This window comes from Pseudoduganella rhizocola (assembly GCF_045984285.3).
GTDB lineage: Bacteria > Pseudomonadota > Gammaproteobacteria > Burkholderiales > Burkholderiaceae_D > Rugamonas.
The window spans coordinates 586,926-604,725 of sequence record NZ_JBJQIK030000002.1; the positions used below are offsets into that span (position 1 = coordinate 586,926).

Sequence of the window (17,800 nt, forward strand, 5' to 3'; positions counted from 1 at the left end):
CTGCTGCGGCGCAATCCCAAGAATAAGATATGTCCAAGAATAGAATGATTTTCGGCTTCCATGCCGTGACCTCGCGCCTGCGCCACGAAGCTTCGTCGGTGGAAGAGATTTTTGTCGACGCCCAGCGCGACGACCGCCGCATGAAAGACCTGATCGCCAACGCCAAGGCCGCCGGTGTGCGCGTGATGCCGGTTGATTCGGCGCGCCTCGACAAGATCGTGGGCACCCGCCGCCACCAGGGCGTGATCGCCTTCGCCTCCCAGCTGGCGCTGGCCCGCAACCTGGACGAGTTGCTGGATGCGATCGACGGCCCGCCGCTGCTGCTGGTCCTGGACGGCATCACCGATCCGCACAACCTCGGCGCCTGCCTGCGCGTTGCCGATGGCGCCGGCGCGCATGCAGTGATCGTGCCGAAGGACCGCGCGGTCGGCCTGAATGCGACCGCGGCCAAGGTGGCCTCCGGCGCCGCCGAGACCGTGCCGTATATCACCGTGACCAACCTGGCGCGCACCCTGCGCGACCTGAAGGACCGCGACATCTGGCTGATCGGCACCTCGGACGACGGCGAAAAAGGCCTGTATGACGGCGATTACACGGGCCCGACCGCGATCGTGATGGGCAGCGAAGGCGAGGGCATGCGCCGCCTCACGCGCGAGACCTGCGACATGCTGGTCAGCATTCCGATGTTCGGCTCGGTCGAGAGCCTGAACGTCTCCGTGGCTTCCGGCGTCTGCCTCTACGAAGCCCGCCGCCAGCGCCTCGCCAAAGAAGGCTAAGCAGGAAAAGCCCGCGGCCAGCATACTGAAGCAGCGCCGCCTATGGCAGAGGGGACGGACCCTAATTTCGGCAAAGCCGAAACTTAGGGTCCGTCCCCGGTCTCCTGGTCCGCGGCCGTAAATTAGGGTCTGTCCCCAATTATCCATCCGGAATCGCGTACACTAGAATGATGTTCCGCCACATCCGCCAGGACATCCGCGCCATCATCGAACGCGATCCCGCCGCCCGCAACGGCTGGGAGGTGCTGACCTGCTATCCCGGCCTGCACGCCATCATCCTGCACCGCTGGTCCCACTGGTGCTGGACCCACGGCCTGAAATGGCTGGGCCGCTTCATCTCAACCATCGCCCGCTGGCTGACCGGCATCGAAATCCACCCCGGCGCCACCATCGGCCGCCGCGTCTTCATCGACCACGGCTACGGCGTAGTGATCGGCGAAACCGCCGTGGTGGGCGACGACTGCACCATCTACCAGGGCGTCACATTGGGTGGCACCTCTCTGCACAGCGGCGCCAAGCGCCACCCCACGCTGGAGCGCGGCGTCATCATCGGCGCCGGCGCCAAAGTGCTGGGCGCGTTCACGGTCGGCGAATACGCCAAGGTCGGCTCCAACGCCGTGCTGCTGAAGCCACTGCCGCCCGGCGCCACAGCCGTCGGCAACCCGGCCCACATCGTGCAGAAATCCGAGCACCCGCACGGCACCGCTTCGCGCCTGTTCGCCGCCTACGGCGTGACCACCAGCGGCGACGATCCTCTATCGAAAGCCCTGCAAAGCCTGATCGCCCACGCCGAGGCCCAGGAGCAGCAGATCGAACGCATCACGGCGGCATTGCGCGCGGCAGGCCTGCCTTGCCAGGATCTGCAGCCATGCGATAAAGTCGATACGGCAGAATTGAACAAGCTGGTCGAATAAAGGAAGAACATGAGCGACGACATCCTCGATCCCGTCGAGATCCGCGTGCTGGCCGTGCTGGCCGAAAAAGAAGGGCTGACGCCGGATAACTACCCGCTGTCGCTGAACGCACTGACCAACGGCTGCAATCAGCTGTCCAGCCGCGACCCGGTAATGCAGCTGTCGGAAGAAACGGTTGCCGATGCGCTGGAACGCCTTACCCAGCGCAAGCTGGTGAGCTCCATCACCCAGGCCGGCGCACGCGTGACGAAATACGAACACCGCATGCGCATCAAATGGACGCTGGAGCAGGACAAGGTCGCCATTCTCACCATCCTGATGCTGCGCGGCCTGCAGACGGCGGGCGAGATCCGTACCCGCACCGGACGCATGCACGAATTCAAGTCGGTGGCGGAAGTGGAAGCGGGCCTGCAGTTCCTGATCGATAAATACCCGCCGCTGGTGGCGAAGCTGGCGCAGGCGCCCGGCACGCGCGAACCGCGTTACGGCCATTTGCTGAGCGGGGAGGAAGTGCTGGCGCAGGAGGAAGCGGGCTATGTGAGCGCGGCGCCATCCGGTGGCGCGGGCCGCAACGACAGGGTGGCGCAGCTGGAGCAGGAAGTGCAGCAGCTGCGCGAGGAATTCGCGGCGCTGTCAGCCCAGTTCGAGCAATTCAGGCGGCAATTCGAATAGCGTCGCTGGCGACAGCGTCATTCGTCGCGCGCGGCTTGCTGCGCGACGCAATTGCCTCCAGCTGGCCGATGCCGGCCTGCAGGTCGAGCTCCTGTCCCGCCAGGATGGCGCTGACCAGGTCCAGCGAAAGCGCCAGCGCCGCATTCGCCACTTCGCCGCTGCGGAAGGGCAGGATAAGGCGATAGCGCTTGTCTGCGCGCGGCACGCGGCCCACGAAGCCCACCATCACGTCATCGCCCGTCAGGCGGTGCAGTTCGATTGCGACACTCTGGATCAGGCGCGCGAGGCGCAGGCTGGTGGAGCGGTCGTCCGCATCGTCGCCGATCACCCCGATCAGGCTGCGGCCCCGGCGCAGGCCGGGCAGGGCGCGCGCCAGTCCCGCCTTCAGCGTGTGCAGTTCATCTTCGGTAGGAGAATGATCCAGTTCCAGGATGCTGAGCAGGCACGGTTCGCTGCAGTAGCGGTTGGAGCCGGACAGGTAGCGCTGGTCGACGATATTCATGGCATTGGCAATCAAAAATACAAAGCGCGCCGGCAACCGCCGGCGCATTGATTGCATTATGCAAATTTTTTGCAGAGCTCAACATCGGTGCCGGGCGGGTGCTCATGTAAGACAAAACTTACAAAACCTGCAAGCGCCCGGCGTGGATCAGCCTTCTTCGCGCCAGCGGCGCAGCCACACGGCGCCGGCAATCATCGCCGCACCTGCCGCAGCACCTACCAGCACATCGGTGGACAGCACGGACTGCCAGGACTGCAGGTAGAACTCATTGAACATCAGCAGCGGGCCTTGTTCGCGGGCGACGTGGCCGGCGGTTTGCATCGCCTCGCGCGCCGTTTCGCTGCCGAAGAACCAGGTGCCCGGCATGGTGCTGCCCAGCATGCGGAACACGACGTGCTTCACGAACCACTTGATGTCCACGCCCAGTGCGAAGGCTTTCTCGGCCCAGGCCAGCAGCGCAAGCACCAGCAGCGGTGCGCCGACGGCCCACAGGAAGACCTTGGAACGCGCCCAGCTGGACACCAGCAGCAGCCAGCCCACGGTCGGCAGGGCCCACAGCAGGTACACCGGCAGCAGCGACAGCATGCGGATCGGCGTCAGCCAGAACTGCGGCGTGGCAAACAGCGCGCCGAACAGGTTGGCGCCCTTGAAGGCCAGTGTGGCGTAGACCGCAAGCAGGATCACCAGCGAGGTCACGTAAGCGGCCGCCAGCACCACCAGCGGCACCACGATCAGCGCCATGCCGGCCTTGGACAGCACGGTGGTGGCGTCCGACACCGGCAGCGATTTCCAGAACAGCAGGCTGCGGTCCTTGCGCTCGTCATACAGTGCGCCCAGCGAGTAGAAGAACACCAGGAAGGCCATGCTGATGTACAGCGGCGCTGCAATGGCGGGGAAGCCCACTGCCGACAGTTCCACCATCTTGCGGCTCTGCGCATCGGCGATGGTGACGGTGGTGGAAGTGAATTCACCATCCGGACCTTCCATGTGCAGGCCAACGTCGTGGCCCTTGGCCATCATGATCACGCTGAACAGGATCATGACCGCGCCGATCGCAAGCGGCGCCCAAAGCAGCATGCCCTTGTGTTCCCAGAACTCGCGCTTGACCAGCCATTTCATCGTATTCATTCGTAGGTTCCTTTCATGCTCGCGACGAACAGGTCCGCCACGCTGGGGGTGCGCAGTTCGCCGAGGGTTTCCAGCTGCTGGCGCGGCACGCCGTCGAACAGCATTACCGGTTTGCCGAACACCGTGCGCTGCGCCATCGGCTGCAGGGCTGCCGCCGCGGCGGCGGAGTGCGGATTCACCATCACTTCCGTGTAGCGGTCGCTGATTTCGTCCATCGACGCGGCCAGCGTGATCTTGCCGTCACGGATAAACAGCAGGTCGGTGAGGATGTGTTCCACCTCTTCGATCTGGTGCGTGGTGATGACGATGGTCTTGTTCTCGTCGAAGTAGTCCTCCAGCAGGTTCTGGTAGAACTGCTTGCGGTACAGGATGTCCAGGCCCAGGGTCGGCTCGTCAAGCACCAGCAGCTTGGCGTCGATCGCCATCACCAGGGCCAGGTGCAGCTGCACGATCATGCCCTTGGACATGGCCTTCACCTTCATGTTCGGCGACAGCTTGGTGTGCTCGATATAGCGCTGCGCCTTCTCGCGGTCGAAGCGCGGATGGATGCCGGCCACGAAGTCGATGGCGTCCTTCACCTTCAGCCAGCGCGGCAGGATGGCCACGTCGGCGATGAAGCACACATCGCGCATCAGCTCGTCGCGGTGGCTGCGCGGATCCATGCCCAGAACGGACAGCTCGCCTTCGAACTGGCACAGGCCGAGAATAGCCTTCAGCGTGGTGGTCTTGCCGGAACCGTTAGGACCGATCAGGCCCACGATGCGGCCGGGCTGCACGTCGAAGGAGGCGCTGTCGAGGGCGGCCTGCTTGCCATAGCGCTTGGTCAGGCCTTTGGCGGAGATCAGGGCACTCATACGGCGGCCCCCGGTTTTTGCGCGCCTTGCAGCAGCTGCTCCAGGTTCAGCCCCAGGCGGCGGATACGCTCCACCATCGCCGGCCATTCCTCGCTCAGGAAGCGTTCGCGTTCGGATGCCAGCAGTTTGTCGACAGCGCCTTCAGTGACGTACATACCTAATCCCCTTCGTTTTTCTACCAAGGTTTCATCGACCAGCTCCTGATATGCCTTGGAGACGGTGATCGGGTTGAGCTGATAATCGGCTGCTACCTGCCGTACGGAGGGCAGGGCGTCGCCCGGCTTCAGCAAGCCGTCCAACATCATGCCGATGACCCGCTCCTTGAGCTGGCGGTAAATCGGCGTGTTTTCATTCCACATGCGTGGCTCCTCTCCAGTAGTGTTGTGATGGACTGGTGTTGTAGTGAACTATAACACTAAAAAATCAGAACGCAAACAATTTTTCGCTTCGTCTCCGCAGGCGGCGGTCAGCTCATCAGCTTGCGGAGGTCGAGGGCGTTGGCGGCGGCGGCGCCGGAGGCGGTATTGTCGAAGATCACCCAGGCGGCTTTCTGGCTGGCGACATAGTCGCGCACCTGGGCCAGCCTGGCGGCTTCATAGGAGGAGTAGTAGATGCGCGGGCTGCCGTGCAGGCGGATGTAGGCGGTTTCGCTGGTGGCCACATAAGGGCCGGGTTCACCGACAGCGGGATCGGCGATCACGCGCGTGACGCCGGCGTCGCGCAGCAGCTGTGTGGCGGCCTCGCCGAACCACGAGCCGTGGCGCGCCTCGCAGGCCAGCAGGCAGCCGAAATGCGCGTGCAGGGCGGCGAACAGATCGCGCGCGGCGCCCTGGTCGAGTTCCAGCTTCGGCGGCAGTTGCACCAGTACGCAGCCCAGCTTCGGTCCCAGGCCAGCTGCTTCCGATGCGAACTGGGTGATCAGGGCATCCACGCCGCGCAGCTTTGCGTCGTGCGTGATGGTGCGGGGCAGCTTGACGGCAAAGCGGAAGTCGTCGGGCACGCTTCCGGCCCAGCGCTGGTAAGTCTCCGGCTTGTGCGGGCGGTAGAACGAAGTATTGATCTCCGCAGCGTTCAAGACGCGTGAAAAACGTTCAAGATGGCTGCCTTCGCCGGGAAAGCCTTGCGCCGCATCGCGCGGGATCGACCAGCCCGCGCATCCGATTCGTGTTCCTTCCATTGTGCGATTCCTTTATGATCGGCCAAACTCTACGGCATGCCGCGCATGGCCGTCGCCCAATTCAAAGGAAAGCGCATGATGAAATCCATTCTCGCCCGTTGTCTCGCAATACTGCTGCTGGCTGCCCTTGCAGGCTGCGCCAGTTTCACGGGGCCGCGCGACGTAGACGTGCCGCTGGACAAGCTGCAGCGCGGCCTGGACCGCCACTTCCCGGTGCAGCAGCGTGTGCTGGCGGTATTTGACGTACAGCTATCGCAGCCGCGCATCGCCATCGAAGGCATGAACGACCGCGTGCAGCTGGCGGCGCGCATGGACGTGACGCCCATCCTGGGACGCCAGTCCTGGCAAGGCGCGCTGGCGATTTCCGGCCGCCTGGTGGTGGACAATGCCCGCAATGCGGTCTTCCTGCACGACGCCCGCATCGACCAGTTCCAGCTTGACGCACTGGATTCGCGCACCCAGCAGCAGGTGGCCGCCGTAGCCGACGTGCTGGCCAACAAACTGGTGCGCGACGTGCCGCTCTACACCTTCCGCGTCGACGAGCTGCGCTACGCCGGCGTGCAGTTCATCCCCACCTCCATCCGCACCACACCGCAAGGCCTGCTGATCCACATCGAACCCCAGCCACGCTGACAACAGGTGCCTGACCCCATGGTGTCAGTATGACACCATGGGGTCAGGCACCGATGTGTCAGTTGTGCCGTGGCAAGGCTGGCTCTAAAATATGTGCAACTGATTCCTGGAGATCACCATGCCCATCCTCGGCATCGGCCTGCACGTTCTGGTCGCACTCTTTTTCGCGGTTCACGCCATTCGCAGCCGCCAGCAGATGTACTGGCTGCTGATTTTGTTCTCGTTCCCCTTACTGGGCAGTGTGGTGTATTTCTTCGGCGTGTATCTGCCGAACTCGCGGCTGGAGCACGGCGCGCGCAAGGCCGTGGCCAGCGCCGCGAAAGCGCTCGATCCTACGCGCGAGCTGCGTGCCGCGCGCGACGCTTTCGAGTTCACGCCGACGGCGCAGAACCAGATGCGTCTCGCAGCAGCCTTGCTGGAAGCGGGGGAAGCGAAGGAGGCGGCGTCCATGTATGAAGCCTGCCTGCAAGGCGCCTTTGCCGGCGATCTTGAAATCCGCCTGGGCGCTGCGCGCGCCTTGCTGGCCAGTGGCGATGCTGAGCAAGCGGTAACGCATCTCGATTACGTACGACGCACCGATCGCAACTACCGCCCGGAGCAAACCAGTGTGCTGCTCGCGCAGGCTTATGCGGCCGCCGGGCGCAATGCAGAAGCGCGCGCAGAATTCGAGTCTGCGGTGGAGCGCTTCGGCAGCTTTGAGGCGCGCGCGGAATTTGCCATCTGGGCGGCGGGCGCCGGTGAGATCCAGCTCGCGCACAAGCTGCAGAATGAGCTGCAGGCAACCATGGACCGCTGGAACAAGCACACGCATACCATGAACCTGCCGCTGATCCGCCGCCTGGAATCGGCCTTCAGCCGCATTCCGCGCGCCTCCAGCTAAGCCTCCAGCGCGGCACGCGCGCGCCGCAATAGTTCGCGGCGCTCTGCGAGGCCGGTCACGCCGCCGTTGATACGGCGCGTGATCTCGTCGAATGCGCCCGTATCGGCCAGCGCATTCAGGCCGCGGTCATCCCAGAACCAGGCTGCGCTCAATGCCGCAGGACCGTGCGAGGACAGCAGCTCCGGCTGCGCCAGCAGGTCAAGGCCCAGCGCCGCTGCAGCGCGCGCATAGTTCTCACGGCCGGTAAGCTGGATCAGTCCACGGCCACGAAAGCGGTAGCCGTCGCCGCTGGCGGCGTCGCCATTCCCCATGCGGCCCGCATAGACGAAGTTGGCCAGGCCTTCCGCATTGCAGACAAAGGGCTCGGCCATGCCCGCATCGCAGAACCTGCGCGGCCACACGGCCGCCAGGCGCGAAGGCGTTCGATAGACGAGGTTCTCTTCCAGGCGCTGGAAGCCGCCTGATTCATGCCCCACCTGCGCCAGGAAGGCCGCAATGCGGCCCTTGGTGGTGATGCGGAAGCGCTGCATGGCGGGGAAGAGGGCGGCGGCCCAGTCCTCCGCGTCGGCACAAAGAGGAAAGGCCTTGCGCAACATGTCGGCATTCAACATGGCATCCTCCGCAGCGAGTGCACATGAGGCCCAGCATATGCCGCGGCGATTCGAATTCAAGTAAGCTGCGGAAACGATGAACACCTTATCCCACCATCTTTTGACGCAGGCCTATAACAATGCGTGGGCCAACCACCGGTTATTGCGGGCTTGCAATGAACTGAGCCAGGAGGACTTCGAAGCGCCGCGCATTGGATTCTTCCCCAGCATTAAGGCCACGCTGAACCACATCCTCACGGTGGACTGGTTCTACATCGATGGCCTTAAACGCGACTGGCGCGGCGAAGCGCCGCATCCGGACTACGGAACCTTCTTTCGTCCACCGGAACCGATGGCCACCTGCGCCGAGCTATGGCGCGAGCAGGCCGCATCCGACCGCAAGCTGATTGCCTACTGCGCGCAATTGAGCGATGAGGTGCTGAACCATGTGGTGAGCATCGGCCGCGAAGGAGAGCCCCAGCGCGACACCCGGGTGCGGCTGCTGGCGCACATCTTCCAGCACCAGATCCACCACCGCGGGCAGGTGCACAACATGCTGTCCGGCACGCCCGTAAAGCCTCCCCAGCTAGACGAATTCTTCGCCCAGGGCGAGGCACCCCTGCGCGCGCAGGACTTCGCCGAGCTCGGCTGGACCGAAGCCCAAATCTGGAACCGCTGAGTCCGCGACACCATGGGGCCAGCCCCCTCGTGTCGCGGACTCGGCAGCAAGTGGGTGGTTGAGCTCGCGACAGTTGGGGCCTGGCCCCATGGTGTCGCGGGCTCAGCTATTGACACCTGGGTGCCTGACCCCATGGTGTCAGGGTTGCTTGGCGGGGAGGGCGTGGCGGGTGAGGGTGCCGTCGTCGGCGAGGGCGAGCCAGCCGCCGCGCGGCGGCGCTGCATCGGGCTCCCAGTCGGGGAGGACGTAGCGCAGCTTGCCGTCAACGTCGTGCACCGCCGGACGGTGGGTGTGGCCGTGGATCATGATCGTGGCGCCGGTTTGCTCGAAGACTTCGGCAATGGCCGCGGGCGTAACGTCCATGATCTCGTACGATTTTTCGGTGTGGGCCTGCTTGCTGTTTTCGCGCAGCCCCGCGATGATCTGCTTGCGCTGCTCCAGCGGCATGGCCAGGAATTGCTGCTGCCACGCGGGCTGCCGCACCTGCGCGCGGAAAGCCATGTATTTGACGTCGTCCGTGCATTGCGCATCGCCATGCAACAGCACGATGCGCTTGCCGCCAACCTCAATGACCCAGGTTTCGGGCAGCAGCGTCAAGCCCGCCGCAGTGGCAAAATCGGCACCGGCGAGGAAGTCGCGATTGCCCGCAATCCAGAATACTTCAACGCCGGCATCGCTCACGCGGCGCAGGGCGCTGACTATCTGCTGGTGGAAGGGGGCGGAGAGGTCGTCGTCGCCTGCCCAGTATTCGAACAGGTCGCCGAGCAGGTAGAGCTGCTTTGCAGCCAGCGCCTGTTCGTCAAGAAAGCGCAGGAAGGCTTCCGTGATCGCCGGGCGCTCCGGCTGCAAATGCAGGTCTGAGATGAAAAGAATCACTGCAAATTAAGCAGCTGCTTCGATCTTCTCGATGATGATGTCTTCCACCGGCACGTCGGCGAACATGCCGCTGCGGGTGGTTTTCACTTTCTTGATTTCGTCGATGACTTCGGTGCCTTCGGTTACTTTGCCGAACACTGCGTAGCCCCAGCCGTCCTGGCCCGGGTAGTCCAGGAAGGAGTTGTTCTTCACGTTGATGAAGAACTGGGCCGATGCCGAGTGCGGCGCCGAGGTGCGGGCCATGGCCAGGGTGTATGGCTCGTTCTTCAGGCCATTCTTGGCTTCGTTTTCCACGGTCTTGTCGGCAGGCTTCTGCTTCATGCCCGGCTCGAAACCGCCGCCCTGGATCATGAAACCATCGATAACGCGGTGGAAGATGGTGTTGTTGTAGTGGCCGGCGTTCATGTAGTGCAGGAAGTTTTCGACGGTCTTCGGCGCTTTTTCCGCGTCCAGTTCAGCAACGATCTTGCCTTTGTTGGTGGTGATGGTAATGGTGGTCATGTTGAATCCTGTGGGTATTGTTGTGTGAAACAGGGCCGCGATATTACAGCAGCCCATGACAAAACGCTATTTTACTGTGTCGGCTCGGTTTTCGTTTCGATCTTCGTCTTCAGTACCGTAACGGACTTGATCGTGATGGGATTGACCGGGATATTGGCAAACATCGGCTTATCGTCCACCAGCACGCCCTTGATCTTGTCCACCACTTCCTGGCCCTGGATGACCTTGCCGAATACGGTATAGCCCACGCCATCCGGCATCGGATAGTTCAGGCCTTCGTTATTGGCCACGTTGATGAAGAACTGGGAAGTGGCCGAATCCGGATTGTCGGTACGCGCCATGGCCACGGTATAAGGCTCGTTGCGCAGGCCGTTCTGGGACTCGCTCTTGACCGGTTTCAGCGTCGGCTTGCCCTTCAAATCCTTGGTGTAACCGCCGGTCTGGATCATGAAGCCGTCAATCACGCGGTGGAAAATGGTGTTCTTATAGAAGCCGCTTTTCACATAGGCCAGGAAATTGGCCACCGATTTGGGCGCCTTCTCGTCATTCAGCTCAAGAATAATCTCGCCTTCGGTGGTTTTGATGGACACCTGCGGCATCTCGGCTGCCAGGGCGGCGCCGCTCAGAAGCATTGCGCCGAGAAAGGTCAAGCTTTTTTTAATCATCTTCTCCGCTTTCCATAAAGTGCTTTCGCCATTTTATCAATGCTATACTTGGCGACGACGTTCCATTCTATCAAAGAAGAACTCCACCAAGGGGCTGTCACTCCCAAGGCAAAACAGCAGCAGCGCAGGCGCGGCACTCCATAGTGCAAGGCGCCCGGCAGCCGTTTTGCGCCGGGAGACGGGAAGAGAATCAGAATACGAGTCCGATGAGTAATTTAAAGATTTACAACACGCTGGCACGCGAGAAGCAGACCTTCAAACCGATGGAAGCGGGCAAAGTCCGCATGTACGTCTGTGGCATGACGATCTACGACTACTGCCACATCGGTCACGCCCGCATGATGATGGCGTTCGACGTCATCTACCGCTGGCTGCTGGCATCGGGCTATGACGTGCAGTACGTGCGCAATATCACGGACATCGAAGACAAGATCATCAAGCGCGCCGTGGAGAACGGTGAAACCATCCGCTCGCTGACCACGCGCTTTGCGCAATACATGGACGAAGACATCGGCGCCCTGGGCATCCTGCAGCCGACCGATGTGCCGCGCGCTACCGAATATGTGCCGCAGATGCTATCCCTCATCGAGCAGCTGGAAGCGAAAGGCCTGGCTTACAAATCGGACGACGGAGATGTGAACTTCGCCGTGCGCAATTTCGAAGGCTACGGCAAGCTCTCGCGCCGTTCGCTGGACGACCTGCGCGCCGGCGAGCGCGTGGACGTGAACACCGGCAAGCGCGATCCGCTGGACTTCGTGCTGTGGAAGGCCTCCAAGGAAGGCGAACCGGAAGAAGCGAAGTGGGACTCGAAATGGGGCTCCGGCCGTCCGGGCTGGCATATCGAGTGCTCCGCCATGTCCTGCGCGCTGCTCGGCGAGCAGTTCGACATCCACGGCGGCGGCCGCGACCTGGAATTTCCGCACCACGAAAATGAAATCGCACAGTCGGAAGGCGCCTTCGGCCATCCGATGGTGAATTACTGGGTGCACAACGGCTTTGTGAACGTGGACAACGAGAAGATGTCCAAATCCCTGGGCAACTTCTTCACCATCCGCGACGTGCTGAAGCAGTACGACGCCGAAGTGCTGCGCTTCTTCATCCTGCGCGCCCACTACCGCAGCCCGCTGAACTACTCGGACGTGCACCTGGACGATGCCCGCATTGCGCTGACCCGCCTCTATACGGCGCTGGACGGCGTCAGCGGCGACGGCAAGGCGCTGGACTGGAACGAAGCGCACGCCAAACGCTTCGCCGAAGCGATGGACGATGACTTCAACACCCCGGTCGCCATCGCCGTGTTGTTCGACCTTGCCACGGAAGTGAACAAGACCAAGTCGGCGGAACTGGCGCGCCAGCTGAAAGCACTGGCCGCAGTAGTGGGCCTGCTGGAACGCGAGCCGCAGCAATTCCTGCAGGCGGCCGTGGGCGACGCCATGGGCGAAGACGCGATTGCGGCGGCGATTGCCGACCGCGCCGCCGCCAAAAAGGCGCGCGACTTCGCCAAATCCGACAAGATCCGCGCCGACCTGCTGGCGGCCGGCATCGTCCTGGAAGACAAGCCTGACGGCACCACCAACTGGCGCCGCGCATAATGGTTCAATCGAGGGACAACAGCGTGGCAGTGCCACCGTACTGGGAAGACGCCAAAAGCGAGCTCATGAAGCGCGACCGCATCATGAGCAAGCTGATTCCCAAGTTCGGCGACCTGCACCTGGTGGGCCACGACGACCCGTTCACCACCCTGGCGCGTTCCATCGTCAACCAGCAGGTAACGCCCAAGGCCGCGAATGTGGCCTGGCAGAAGCTGCTGGAGTGCTGTCCCAAATTCGCGCCTGCCGCCGTGCTGAAAGCCGGGGCAGGGGAGCTGGCCGCCTGCGGCCTCTCCAAACGCAAGACCGAATACATCCTGGACCTGGCCGACAATTTCAAGGCAAAAAAGGTCCACGCCACCCAGTGGCACTCGATGGACGACGAGGCCGTGATTGCGGAACTGGTGCAGATTCGCGGCATCACCCGCTGGACGGCCGAAATGTTCCTGATTTTCAACCTGCTGCGGCCGAACGTGCTGCCGCTGGACGACCAGCGCCTGATCGCAGGCATCAGCCACAACTACTTCTCGGGCGAGCCCGTTTCCCGCAGCGATGCGCGCGAAGTGTCGGCCAACTGGGAACCGTATCGTACGGTGGCCACCTGGTATTTATGGCGTAGTCTGGACCCGGTTCCGGTAGAATAGCGAAAATTCGACCTCCCGCAGCCCAGCCATAAGCGGGGCAGACGGGAGCGTCATACTCTCGGAGGTACAATGACAAAAACCACTTTCCTCAATTTTGAGCAGCCAATTGCAGAGCTGGATTCCAAGATTGAAGAACTGCGCTTCGTGCAGGACGATTCCGCCGTCGACATCTCGGAAGAGATCGACCGCCTGGCCAAGAAAAGCCAGCAGCTGACCAAAGATATCTACGCCAAGCTCACGCCCTGGCAGGTGGCCCAGATCGCCCGCCACCCGCAGCGTCCATACACCATGGACTATGTGAACGAAATCTTCACCGACTTCCACGAACTGCACGGCGACCGCACCTATGCGGACGACCAGTCCATCGTGGGCGGCCTGGCCCGTTTCAACGGCCAGCCCTGCATGGTGATCGGCCACCAGAAAGGCCGCGACACCAAAGAACGCGCCATGCGCAACTTCGGCATGCCGAAGCCGGAAGGCTACCGCAAGGCCATGCGCCTGATGAAGCTGGCCGAAAAATTCAACCTGCCGATCTTCACCTTCGTGGACACGCCCGGCGCCTTCCCCGGCATTGACGCCGAAGAGCGCGGCCAGTCCGAAGCCATCGGCCACAACCTGTACGTGATGGCCGAGCTGAAAGTGCCGCTGATTGCGACCATCATCGGCGAAGGCGGCTCCGGCGGCGCGCTGGCGATTGCCGTGGGCGACGCCGTGCTGATGCTGCAATACGCCACGTACTCCGTGATTTCCCCTGAAGGCTGCGCCTCCATCCTGTGGAAGACCGCCGAACGTGCGGCCGACGCCGCCGAAGCACTGGGCCTGACGGCGCACCGCCTGAAAGCCATCGGCCTGATCGACAAAATCGTCAACGAACCGCTGGGCGGCGCCCACCGCGACCCGAAAGCGATGGCGACGATGTTGAAACGTGCGCTGGCCGACAGCCTGCGCCAGTTCCAGGGCATGAAAACCAAAGACCTGCTCGAAGCCCGCCACGAAAAGCTGATGAGCTACGGCAAATTCAAAGAAACCACCCCGCAAGAATAAATTGGGGACAGACCCTGATTATTTTTATCCAGGGTCTGTCTTCGATTATCTCTCCTGGGTCCCCGCCTGCGCGGGGACGACGCGCCTGCCATGAAGTCAATCCCGCTGACTGATCTGCTGAACCAGTCCCTGGCAGCCTTGCCCGCTGGTGTAGCAGAGCAGGGCATCGCCATCGCCTACAGCGGCGGCCTCGACTCCTCAGCCCTGCTGCACGCCCTGCACGCCAGCGGCAAGCACAACCCGCATGCCTTCCACATCCACCACGGCCTGAGCCCCAACGCCGACGCCTGGCAAGCCCACTGCGCCGCCGAATGCGCGCGCCTCGGCATCAGCTACGCCGCGCGCAAGGTAAGCCTGCAAGCCGACGGCAAAGGCACCGAAGCCTCCGCCCGCAAAGCCCGCTACGCCGCCTTGGGCAGCCTGTGCAAGGAGCATGGCGTCAGCCTGCTGCTCACCGCCCACCACCAGGACGACCAGGCTGAAACCGTGCTGCTCCAGCTGCTGCGCGGCGCCGGCCCCGCAGGCCTCTCCGGCATGGACGCCTTCAACCACGCCCCCGAGCTGCTGCAGAACGAAACCCTGCTGCTGGCCCGTCCGCTGCTGCAAGCCTCGCGCGCCCAGCTCGAAGCATACGTGCGTGAACACGCCATCGCCCACATCGAAGACGAATCCAACAGCGACCCGCGTTACGCCCGCAACGCCCTGCGCCACGGCGTGATGCCGCTGCTGGCCGCATCCTTTCCCGGCTTCCAGGAACGCTTCGCCCGCAGCGCAAGCCACGCCCAATCCGCCCAGCGCCTGCTGACCGAACTGGCCGAAGCGGACCTGCAAGCCATCCTGCAGGGCGACAGCATCGACCTGACAGCGCTTGCCGCCCTCAGCAAGGACCGCCGCGCCAACGTGCTGCGGCACTGGTTCGCGGTACGCCAGATCCGCATTCCATCCGCCGCCTGGCTGGCCGAGATGCAGGACCAGGCCCTCACGGCCCGCGAAGACGCCAACCTGAAGGTAAGCCACCCCGACTGCGAAGTGCGCCGCCACCGCGGCCGCCTGCACCTGGCGCCCAAGCTGCGCGAGCTGGAAGGCACGCGCGAAGACCAGTTCGACGACAAGCCAGGCCAGCACTTCCGCTGGTCCGGTGAAGCCAGCATGCCGTTCCCGGCCTACGGCGGCACCCTGCATTTTGACAAGGCGGAAGAGGGCCTCGACCCCGCCTGGTTGCGGGACCAGCTGCTCACCATCGAATTCCGCCGCGGCGGCGAACGCCTCAAGCCCGCCCATAACCGTCCCACCCGCAACCTCAAGCACCACTACCAGGCGCTTGGCGTGCCGGCCTGGGAGCGCGAACGCAGCCCCGTGGTCAGCATTCCGGGGCAAGTTTTGTTCGCTGCCGGTATCGGCATGGACTGCCATAAAATGACCTTAGGTACCGGCGATCGTATCGTTTTTCGCTGGCAGGCCGAATAAAGATCAGTTACCCCGGCAATTTGATATGTGCATATGCTAAGTCTGTATATAGTCATAACTTTATTGACTTGTCGTTTTGCACCGCAGCATGTAGAGTAAAGGGCTCCCTTTACCTTCAACCGAATTCAAGTTATGGCTTTAATCGTTCACAAGTACGGCGGCACGTCGATGGGATCGCCGGAACGCATCAAGAACGTCGCGCGCCGTGTTGCCAAGTGGCACGATGCGGGACATCAGATTGTGGTCGTGCCTTCGGCCATGTCCGGCGAAACCAACCGCCTGATCGCCCTGGCCAAGGAAATCCAGAACCCGCCCGACCCGCGCGAGCTGGACATGATCGCCTCCACCGGCGAACAAGTGTCCGTGGGCCTGCTGTCGATGGCGCTGCAGGCGATTGGCAAACAGGCCGTGTCCTACGCCGGCTGGCAGGTTGGCATTAAAACCGACTCCGCCTTCACCAAGGCGCGCATCCAGTCGATTGATGACGCGCGCGTGCGCAAAGACCTGGAAGAGAACAAGATCGTCGTCATTACCGGCTTCCAGGGCGTGGATGACAACGACAACATCGCCACGCTGGGCCGCGGCGGTTCCGACACTTCCGCCGTGGCGATTGCCGCTGCGCTGAAGGCCGACGAATGCCTGATCTACACCGACGTGGACGGCGTGTACACCACCGACCCGCGCGTGGTATCCGAAGCGCGCCGCCTGAAGGCGATTACGTTTGAAGAAATGCTGGAACTGGCCTCGCTCGGTTCCAAAGTGCTGCAAACCCGCTCCGTGGAATTTGCCGGCAACTACCGCGTACCGACCCGCGTGCTGTCCTCGCTGACCGATCCGCTGATGGATCTGGCCGAAGAAGCCAACTCGGGCACCCTGATTTCGTTTGAGGAAGACACCAATATGGAACAAGCAGTCATCTCCGGCATCGCCTTCAACCGTGACGAAGCCAAAATCTCCGTGATGGGCGTGCCGGACCGTCCGGGCGTGGCGTATCACATCCTGGGCCCGGTGGCCGACGCCAACATTGAAGTGGACATGATCATCCAGAACCAGAGCGTGGATGGCAAAACCGACTTCACCTTCACCGTTTCGCGCAACGACTACAACAAGGCGATTGAAGCGCTGAACGCGCAGAAGGAAGCAATTGGCTTCTCCAGCCTGATTGGCGACGCCAAGGTGTCCAAGATCTCGGTGGTGGGCGTGGGCATGCGCTCGCACGTAGGCGTGGCCTCCAAGATGTTCCAGACGCTGGCGGAAGAGACCATCAACATCATGATGATCTCCACCAGCGAGATCAAGATTTCCGTGCTGATTGACGAGAAATACATGGAGCTGGCGGTGCGCGCGCTGCACAAGGCGTTCGAGTTGGAAAAAGAATAAATATTTCAGAAAAAAACCGCCGATTTCCTTGACCAAAGTGGTTCGGGCAATTACTATGGCGGTCGTCCTGATCTGGCACGGAAACGTGAGAGAGAAGGGCAATAGTTGAGCAATCAGCTAGGAGACGTGGCCGAGTGGCCGAAGGCACTTCCCTGCTAAGGAAGCATACGGGCAAAACCTGTATCGTGGGTTCGAATCCCACCGTCTCCGCCAGGAACAGAAAAAATGGGCTCCCCTGCGGGAGCCCATTTTTTTTGTTCCGGACGGAGTCGGTGGGATTCGAAGACCGGGCCCTACCGGGCCCGGGCTCTTCGAATCGCCCATTTGCTGCCGCGGCGCGGCAGCACCGCGCGCCGTGGGCGCGCGGCGTATGCACCATCTATAACGATCGTCCGCATCGTTAGCTTGTCCTGGACCCGGTCGTGTAGCAATCCGATAACGTGTCCCTAAGGCTTTGATTTCAAAAGCGTCTTACGGCGTGCAATGTCATCTATACCGGTACGATTTCGGCCTTAGCCTCCACAATTTCGCTTCCCTTGCGCTGTCGCAGAAGCATATGGCAACGCCAGCACAACTCGCCACTTACTCATTCATTGAGTTCTCAGGGTTAACGGGTCTTAGCTCGCTCATCGATATTCCGACGAATCTATTGGCTTGTAGCGAAAAGCCTAGAAAGGCTCCTGTTTTTAACTGTGTTAACTCGGTTTGATATTAGAGCCTTTTAAATGTTGCTGTACTGCGTCGGGCGTGAGGAGGCGACGATTAAGGTTTGTTGCCAAGAAGACTTAACAATGCGACCATAAGAAATCAATTCTGGCGCGAGGTTGAG

At 62.2% G+C, this 17,800-nt stretch carries 20 protein-coding genes and 1 tRNA gene; 12 read left to right on the forward strand and 9 right to left on the reverse strand.

Annotated features, from left to right (window positions below; translation table 11 throughout):
• Positions 1–29 precede the first annotated feature (29 nt).
• The 3 genes from rlmB (at position 30) to ACJRPG_RS06425 (ending at position 2,362) form a co-directional block, all read left to right on the forward strand.
• A complete protein-coding gene (gene rlmB, locus ACJRPG_RS06415; protein ID WP_407999208.1) occupies positions 30–776 on the forward strand; it encodes a 23S rRNA (guanosine(2251)-2'-O)-methyltransferase RlmB in 747 nt (248 codons plus the stop codon).
• 170 nt (positions 777–946) lie between these two features.
• Positions 947–1,690 carry a serine O-acetyltransferase gene (gene cysE / locus ACJRPG_RS06420; RefSeq protein ID WP_407999386.1) on the forward strand — a complete coding sequence of 248 codons (744 nt, stop codon included), beginning with the start codon at positions 947–949 and terminating at the stop codon, positions 1,688–1,690.
• Between the two features lie 9 nt (positions 1,691–1,699).
• On the forward strand, positions 1,700–2,362 hold the full coding sequence (locus ACJRPG_RS06425) for a YceH family protein (protein ID WP_407999209.1): 663 nt from the start codon (positions 1,700–1,702) through the stop codon (positions 2,360–2,362).
• Here ACJRPG_RS06425 and ACJRPG_RS06430 read toward each other — a convergent pair.
• The 5 genes from ACJRPG_RS06430 to ACJRPG_RS06450 form a co-directional block, all read right to left on the reverse strand.
• On the reverse strand, positions 2,343–2,864 hold the full coding sequence (locus ACJRPG_RS06430) for a hypothetical protein (protein ID WP_407999210.1): 522 nt from the start codon (positions 2,862–2,864) through the stop codon (positions 2,343–2,345). The two genes, ACJRPG_RS06425 and ACJRPG_RS06430, sit on opposite strands and share 20 nt — an antisense overlap.
• 147 nt (positions 2,865–3,011) lie before the next feature.
• Positions 3,012–3,992 (reverse strand): hypothetical protein, encoded by a 981-nt coding sequence (locus tag ACJRPG_RS06435; protein ID WP_407999211.1) that lies wholly within the window; start codon positions 3,990–3,992, stop codon positions 3,012–3,014.
• Positions 3,989–4,846, reverse strand: a complete 858-nt coding sequence (locus ACJRPG_RS06440; RefSeq protein ID WP_407999212.1) for an ABC transporter ATP-binding protein — start codon at positions 4,844–4,846, stop codon at positions 3,989–3,991. Before ACJRPG_RS06440 ends, ACJRPG_RS06435 begins: the two co-directional genes overlap by 4 nt.
• A complete protein-coding gene (locus ACJRPG_RS06445) occupies positions 4,843–5,205 on the reverse strand; it encodes a GntR family transcriptional regulator (RefSeq protein WP_407999213.1) in 363 nt (120 codons plus the stop codon). The genes ACJRPG_RS06440 and ACJRPG_RS06445 overlap by 4 nt, the downstream gene beginning before the upstream one ends.
• Positions 5,206–5,312: 107 nt before the next feature.
• Positions 5,313–6,023, reverse strand: a complete 711-nt coding sequence (locus tag ACJRPG_RS06450; RefSeq protein WP_407999214.1) for a DUF72 domain-containing protein — start codon at positions 6,021–6,023, stop codon at positions 5,313–5,315.
• A 75-nt stretch (positions 6,024–6,098) separates the two neighbouring features.
• On the opposite strand from ACJRPG_RS06450, the gene ACJRPG_RS06455 reads away from it, so the two are divergent.
• On the forward strand, positions 6,099–6,656 hold the full coding sequence (locus ACJRPG_RS06455; RefSeq protein ID WP_407999215.1) for a DUF1439 domain-containing protein: 558 nt from the start codon (positions 6,099–6,101) through the stop codon (positions 6,654–6,656).
• 118 nt (positions 6,657–6,774) lie between these two features.
• Positions 6,775–7,536, forward strand: a complete 762-nt coding sequence (locus tag ACJRPG_RS06460) for a tetratricopeptide repeat protein (protein ID WP_407999216.1) — start codon at positions 6,775–6,777, stop codon at positions 7,534–7,536.
• Here ACJRPG_RS06460 and ACJRPG_RS06465 read toward each other — a convergent pair.
• Positions 7,533–8,147 (reverse strand): glycoside hydrolase family 19 protein, encoded by a 615-nt coding sequence (locus ACJRPG_RS06465; protein WP_407999217.1) that lies wholly within the window; start codon positions 8,145–8,147, stop codon positions 7,533–7,535. The two genes, ACJRPG_RS06460 and ACJRPG_RS06465, sit on opposite strands and share 4 nt — an antisense overlap.
• A 76-nt stretch (positions 8,148–8,223) precedes the next feature.
• Between ACJRPG_RS06465 and ACJRPG_RS06470 the strand changes: the two genes are divergently transcribed.
• Positions 8,224–8,805 (forward strand): DinB family protein, encoded by a 582-nt coding sequence (locus ACJRPG_RS06470; RefSeq protein ID WP_407999218.1) that lies wholly within the window; start codon positions 8,224–8,226, stop codon positions 8,803–8,805.
• 138 nt (positions 8,806–8,943) lie between these two features.
• On the opposite strand, the gene ACJRPG_RS06475 is transcribed toward ACJRPG_RS06470, so the two are convergent.
• The 3 genes from ACJRPG_RS06475 to ACJRPG_RS06485 form a co-directional block, all read right to left on the reverse strand.
• Complete coding sequence (locus ACJRPG_RS06475; RefSeq protein WP_407999219.1) at positions 8,944–9,681, reverse strand: UDP-2,3-diacylglucosamine diphosphatase; 738 nt, start codon at positions 9,679–9,681, stop codon at positions 8,944–8,946.
• 6 nt (positions 9,682–9,687) lie between these two features.
• On the reverse strand, positions 9,688–10,182 hold the full coding sequence (locus tag ACJRPG_RS06480) for a peptidylprolyl isomerase (protein ID WP_407999220.1): 495 nt from the start codon (positions 10,180–10,182) through the stop codon (positions 9,688–9,690).
• Positions 10,183–10,253: 71 nt separating this feature from the next.
• Positions 10,254–10,847: a peptidylprolyl isomerase gene (locus ACJRPG_RS06485; protein WP_407999221.1), complete on the reverse strand. Its 594-nt coding sequence runs from the start codon at positions 10,845–10,847 to the stop codon at positions 10,254–10,256.
• Positions 10,848–11,053: 206 nt separating this feature from the next.
• On the opposite strand from ACJRPG_RS06485, the gene cysS reads away from it, so the two are divergent.
• The 6 genes from cysS (at position 11,054) to ACJRPG_RS06515 (ending at position 17,184) form a co-directional block, all read left to right on the forward strand.
• Entirely contained in the window at positions 11,054–12,439 is a 1,386-nt protein-coding gene (gene cysS / locus ACJRPG_RS06490) for a cysteine--tRNA ligase (protein WP_407999222.1), read from the forward strand.
• Entirely contained in the window at positions 12,439–13,080 is a 642-nt protein-coding gene (locus ACJRPG_RS06495; protein WP_407999223.1) for a DNA-3-methyladenine glycosylase family protein, read from the forward strand. The genes cysS and ACJRPG_RS06495 overlap by 1 nt, the downstream gene beginning before the upstream one ends.
• Before the next feature lie 69 nt (positions 13,081–13,149).
• Complete coding sequence (locus ACJRPG_RS06500) at positions 13,150–14,124, forward strand: acetyl-CoA carboxylase carboxyltransferase subunit alpha (RefSeq protein ID WP_407999224.1); 975 nt, start codon at positions 13,150–13,152, stop codon at positions 14,122–14,124.
• A 90-nt stretch (positions 14,125–14,214) separates the two neighbouring features.
• Positions 14,215–15,591: a tRNA lysidine(34) synthetase TilS gene (tilS, locus tag ACJRPG_RS06505; RefSeq protein ID WP_407999225.1), complete on the forward strand. Its 1,377-nt coding sequence runs from the start codon at positions 14,215–14,217 to the stop codon at positions 15,589–15,591.
• A 132-nt stretch (positions 15,592–15,723) separates the two neighbouring features.
• Positions 15,724–16,971, forward strand: coding sequence for an aspartate kinase (locus tag ACJRPG_RS06510; protein ID WP_407999226.1), 1,248 nt, complete (start codon positions 15,724–15,726; stop codon positions 16,969–16,971).
• A gap of 120 nt (positions 16,972–17,091) precedes the next feature.
• Positions 17,092–17,184, forward strand: a tRNA-Ser gene (locus tag ACJRPG_RS06515).
• Positions 17,185–17,800: the final 616 nt, after the last annotated feature.

Bases quoted from the DNA above. Each gene is read 5' to 3' on its own strand.
- ACJRPG_RS06485 (WP_407999221.1), bottom strand. From the start codon at position 10,847: ATGATTAAAAAAAGCTTGACCTTTCTCGGCGCAATGCTTCTGAGCGGC.
- rlmB (WP_407999208.1), top strand. From the start codon at position 30: ATGTCCAAGAATAGAATGATTTTCGGCTTCCATGCCGTGACCTCGCGC.
- ACJRPG_RS06510 (WP_407999226.1), top strand. From the start codon at position 15,724: ATGGCTTTAATCGTTCACAAGTACGGCGGCACGTCGATGGGATCGCCG.
- ACJRPG_RS06465 (WP_407999217.1), bottom strand. From the start codon at position 8,147: ATGTTGAATGCCGACATGTTGCGCAAGGCCTTTCCTCTTTGTGCCGAC.
- ACJRPG_RS06450 (WP_407999214.1), bottom strand. From the start codon at position 6,023: ATGGAAGGAACACGAATCGGATGCGCGGGCTGGTCGATCCCGCGCGAT.
- ACJRPG_RS06445 (WP_407999213.1), bottom strand. From the start codon at position 5,205: ATGTGGAATGAAAACACGCCGATTTACCGCCAGCTCAAGGAGCGGGTC.
- ACJRPG_RS06500 (WP_407999224.1), top strand. From the start codon at position 13,150: ATGACAAAAACCACTTTCCTCAATTTTGAGCAGCCAATTGCAGAGCTG.
- ACJRPG_RS06480 (WP_407999220.1), bottom strand. From the start codon at position 10,182: ATGACCACCATTACCATCACCACCAACAAAGGCAAGATCGTTGCTGAA.
- ACJRPG_RS06425 (WP_407999209.1), top strand. From the start codon at position 1,700: ATGAGCGACGACATCCTCGATCCCGTCGAGATCCGCGTGCTGGCCGTG.
- cysS (WP_407999222.1), top strand. From the start codon at position 11,054: ATGAGTAATTTAAAGATTTACAACACGCTGGCACGCGAGAAGCAGACC.
- tilS (WP_407999225.1), top strand. From the start codon at position 14,215: ATGAAGTCAATCCCGCTGACTGATCTGCTGAACCAGTCCCTGGCAGCC.
- ACJRPG_RS06430 (WP_407999210.1), bottom strand. From the start codon at position 2,864: ATGAATATCGTCGACCAGCGCTACCTGTCCGGCTCCAACCGCTACTGC.
- ACJRPG_RS06460 (WP_407999216.1), top strand. From the start codon at position 6,775: ATGCCCATCCTCGGCATCGGCCTGCACGTTCTGGTCGCACTCTTTTTC.
- ACJRPG_RS06495 (WP_407999223.1), top strand. From the start codon at position 12,439: ATGGTTCAATCGAGGGACAACAGCGTGGCAGTGCCACCGTACTGGGAA.
- ACJRPG_RS06455 (WP_407999215.1), top strand. From the start codon at position 6,099: ATGATGAAATCCATTCTCGCCCGTTGTCTCGCAATACTGCTGCTGGCT.
- cysE (WP_407999386.1), top strand. From the start codon at position 947: ATGTTCCGCCACATCCGCCAGGACATCCGCGCCATCATCGAACGCGAT.
- ACJRPG_RS06435 (WP_407999211.1), bottom strand. From the start codon at position 3,992: ATGAATACGATGAAATGGCTGGTCAAGCGCGAGTTCTGGGAACACAAG.
- ACJRPG_RS06440 (WP_407999212.1), bottom strand. From the start codon at position 4,846: ATGAGTGCCCTGATCTCCGCCAAAGGCCTGACCAAGCGCTATGGCAAG.
- ACJRPG_RS06470 (WP_407999218.1), top strand. From the start codon at position 8,224: ATGAACACCTTATCCCACCATCTTTTGACGCAGGCCTATAACAATGCG.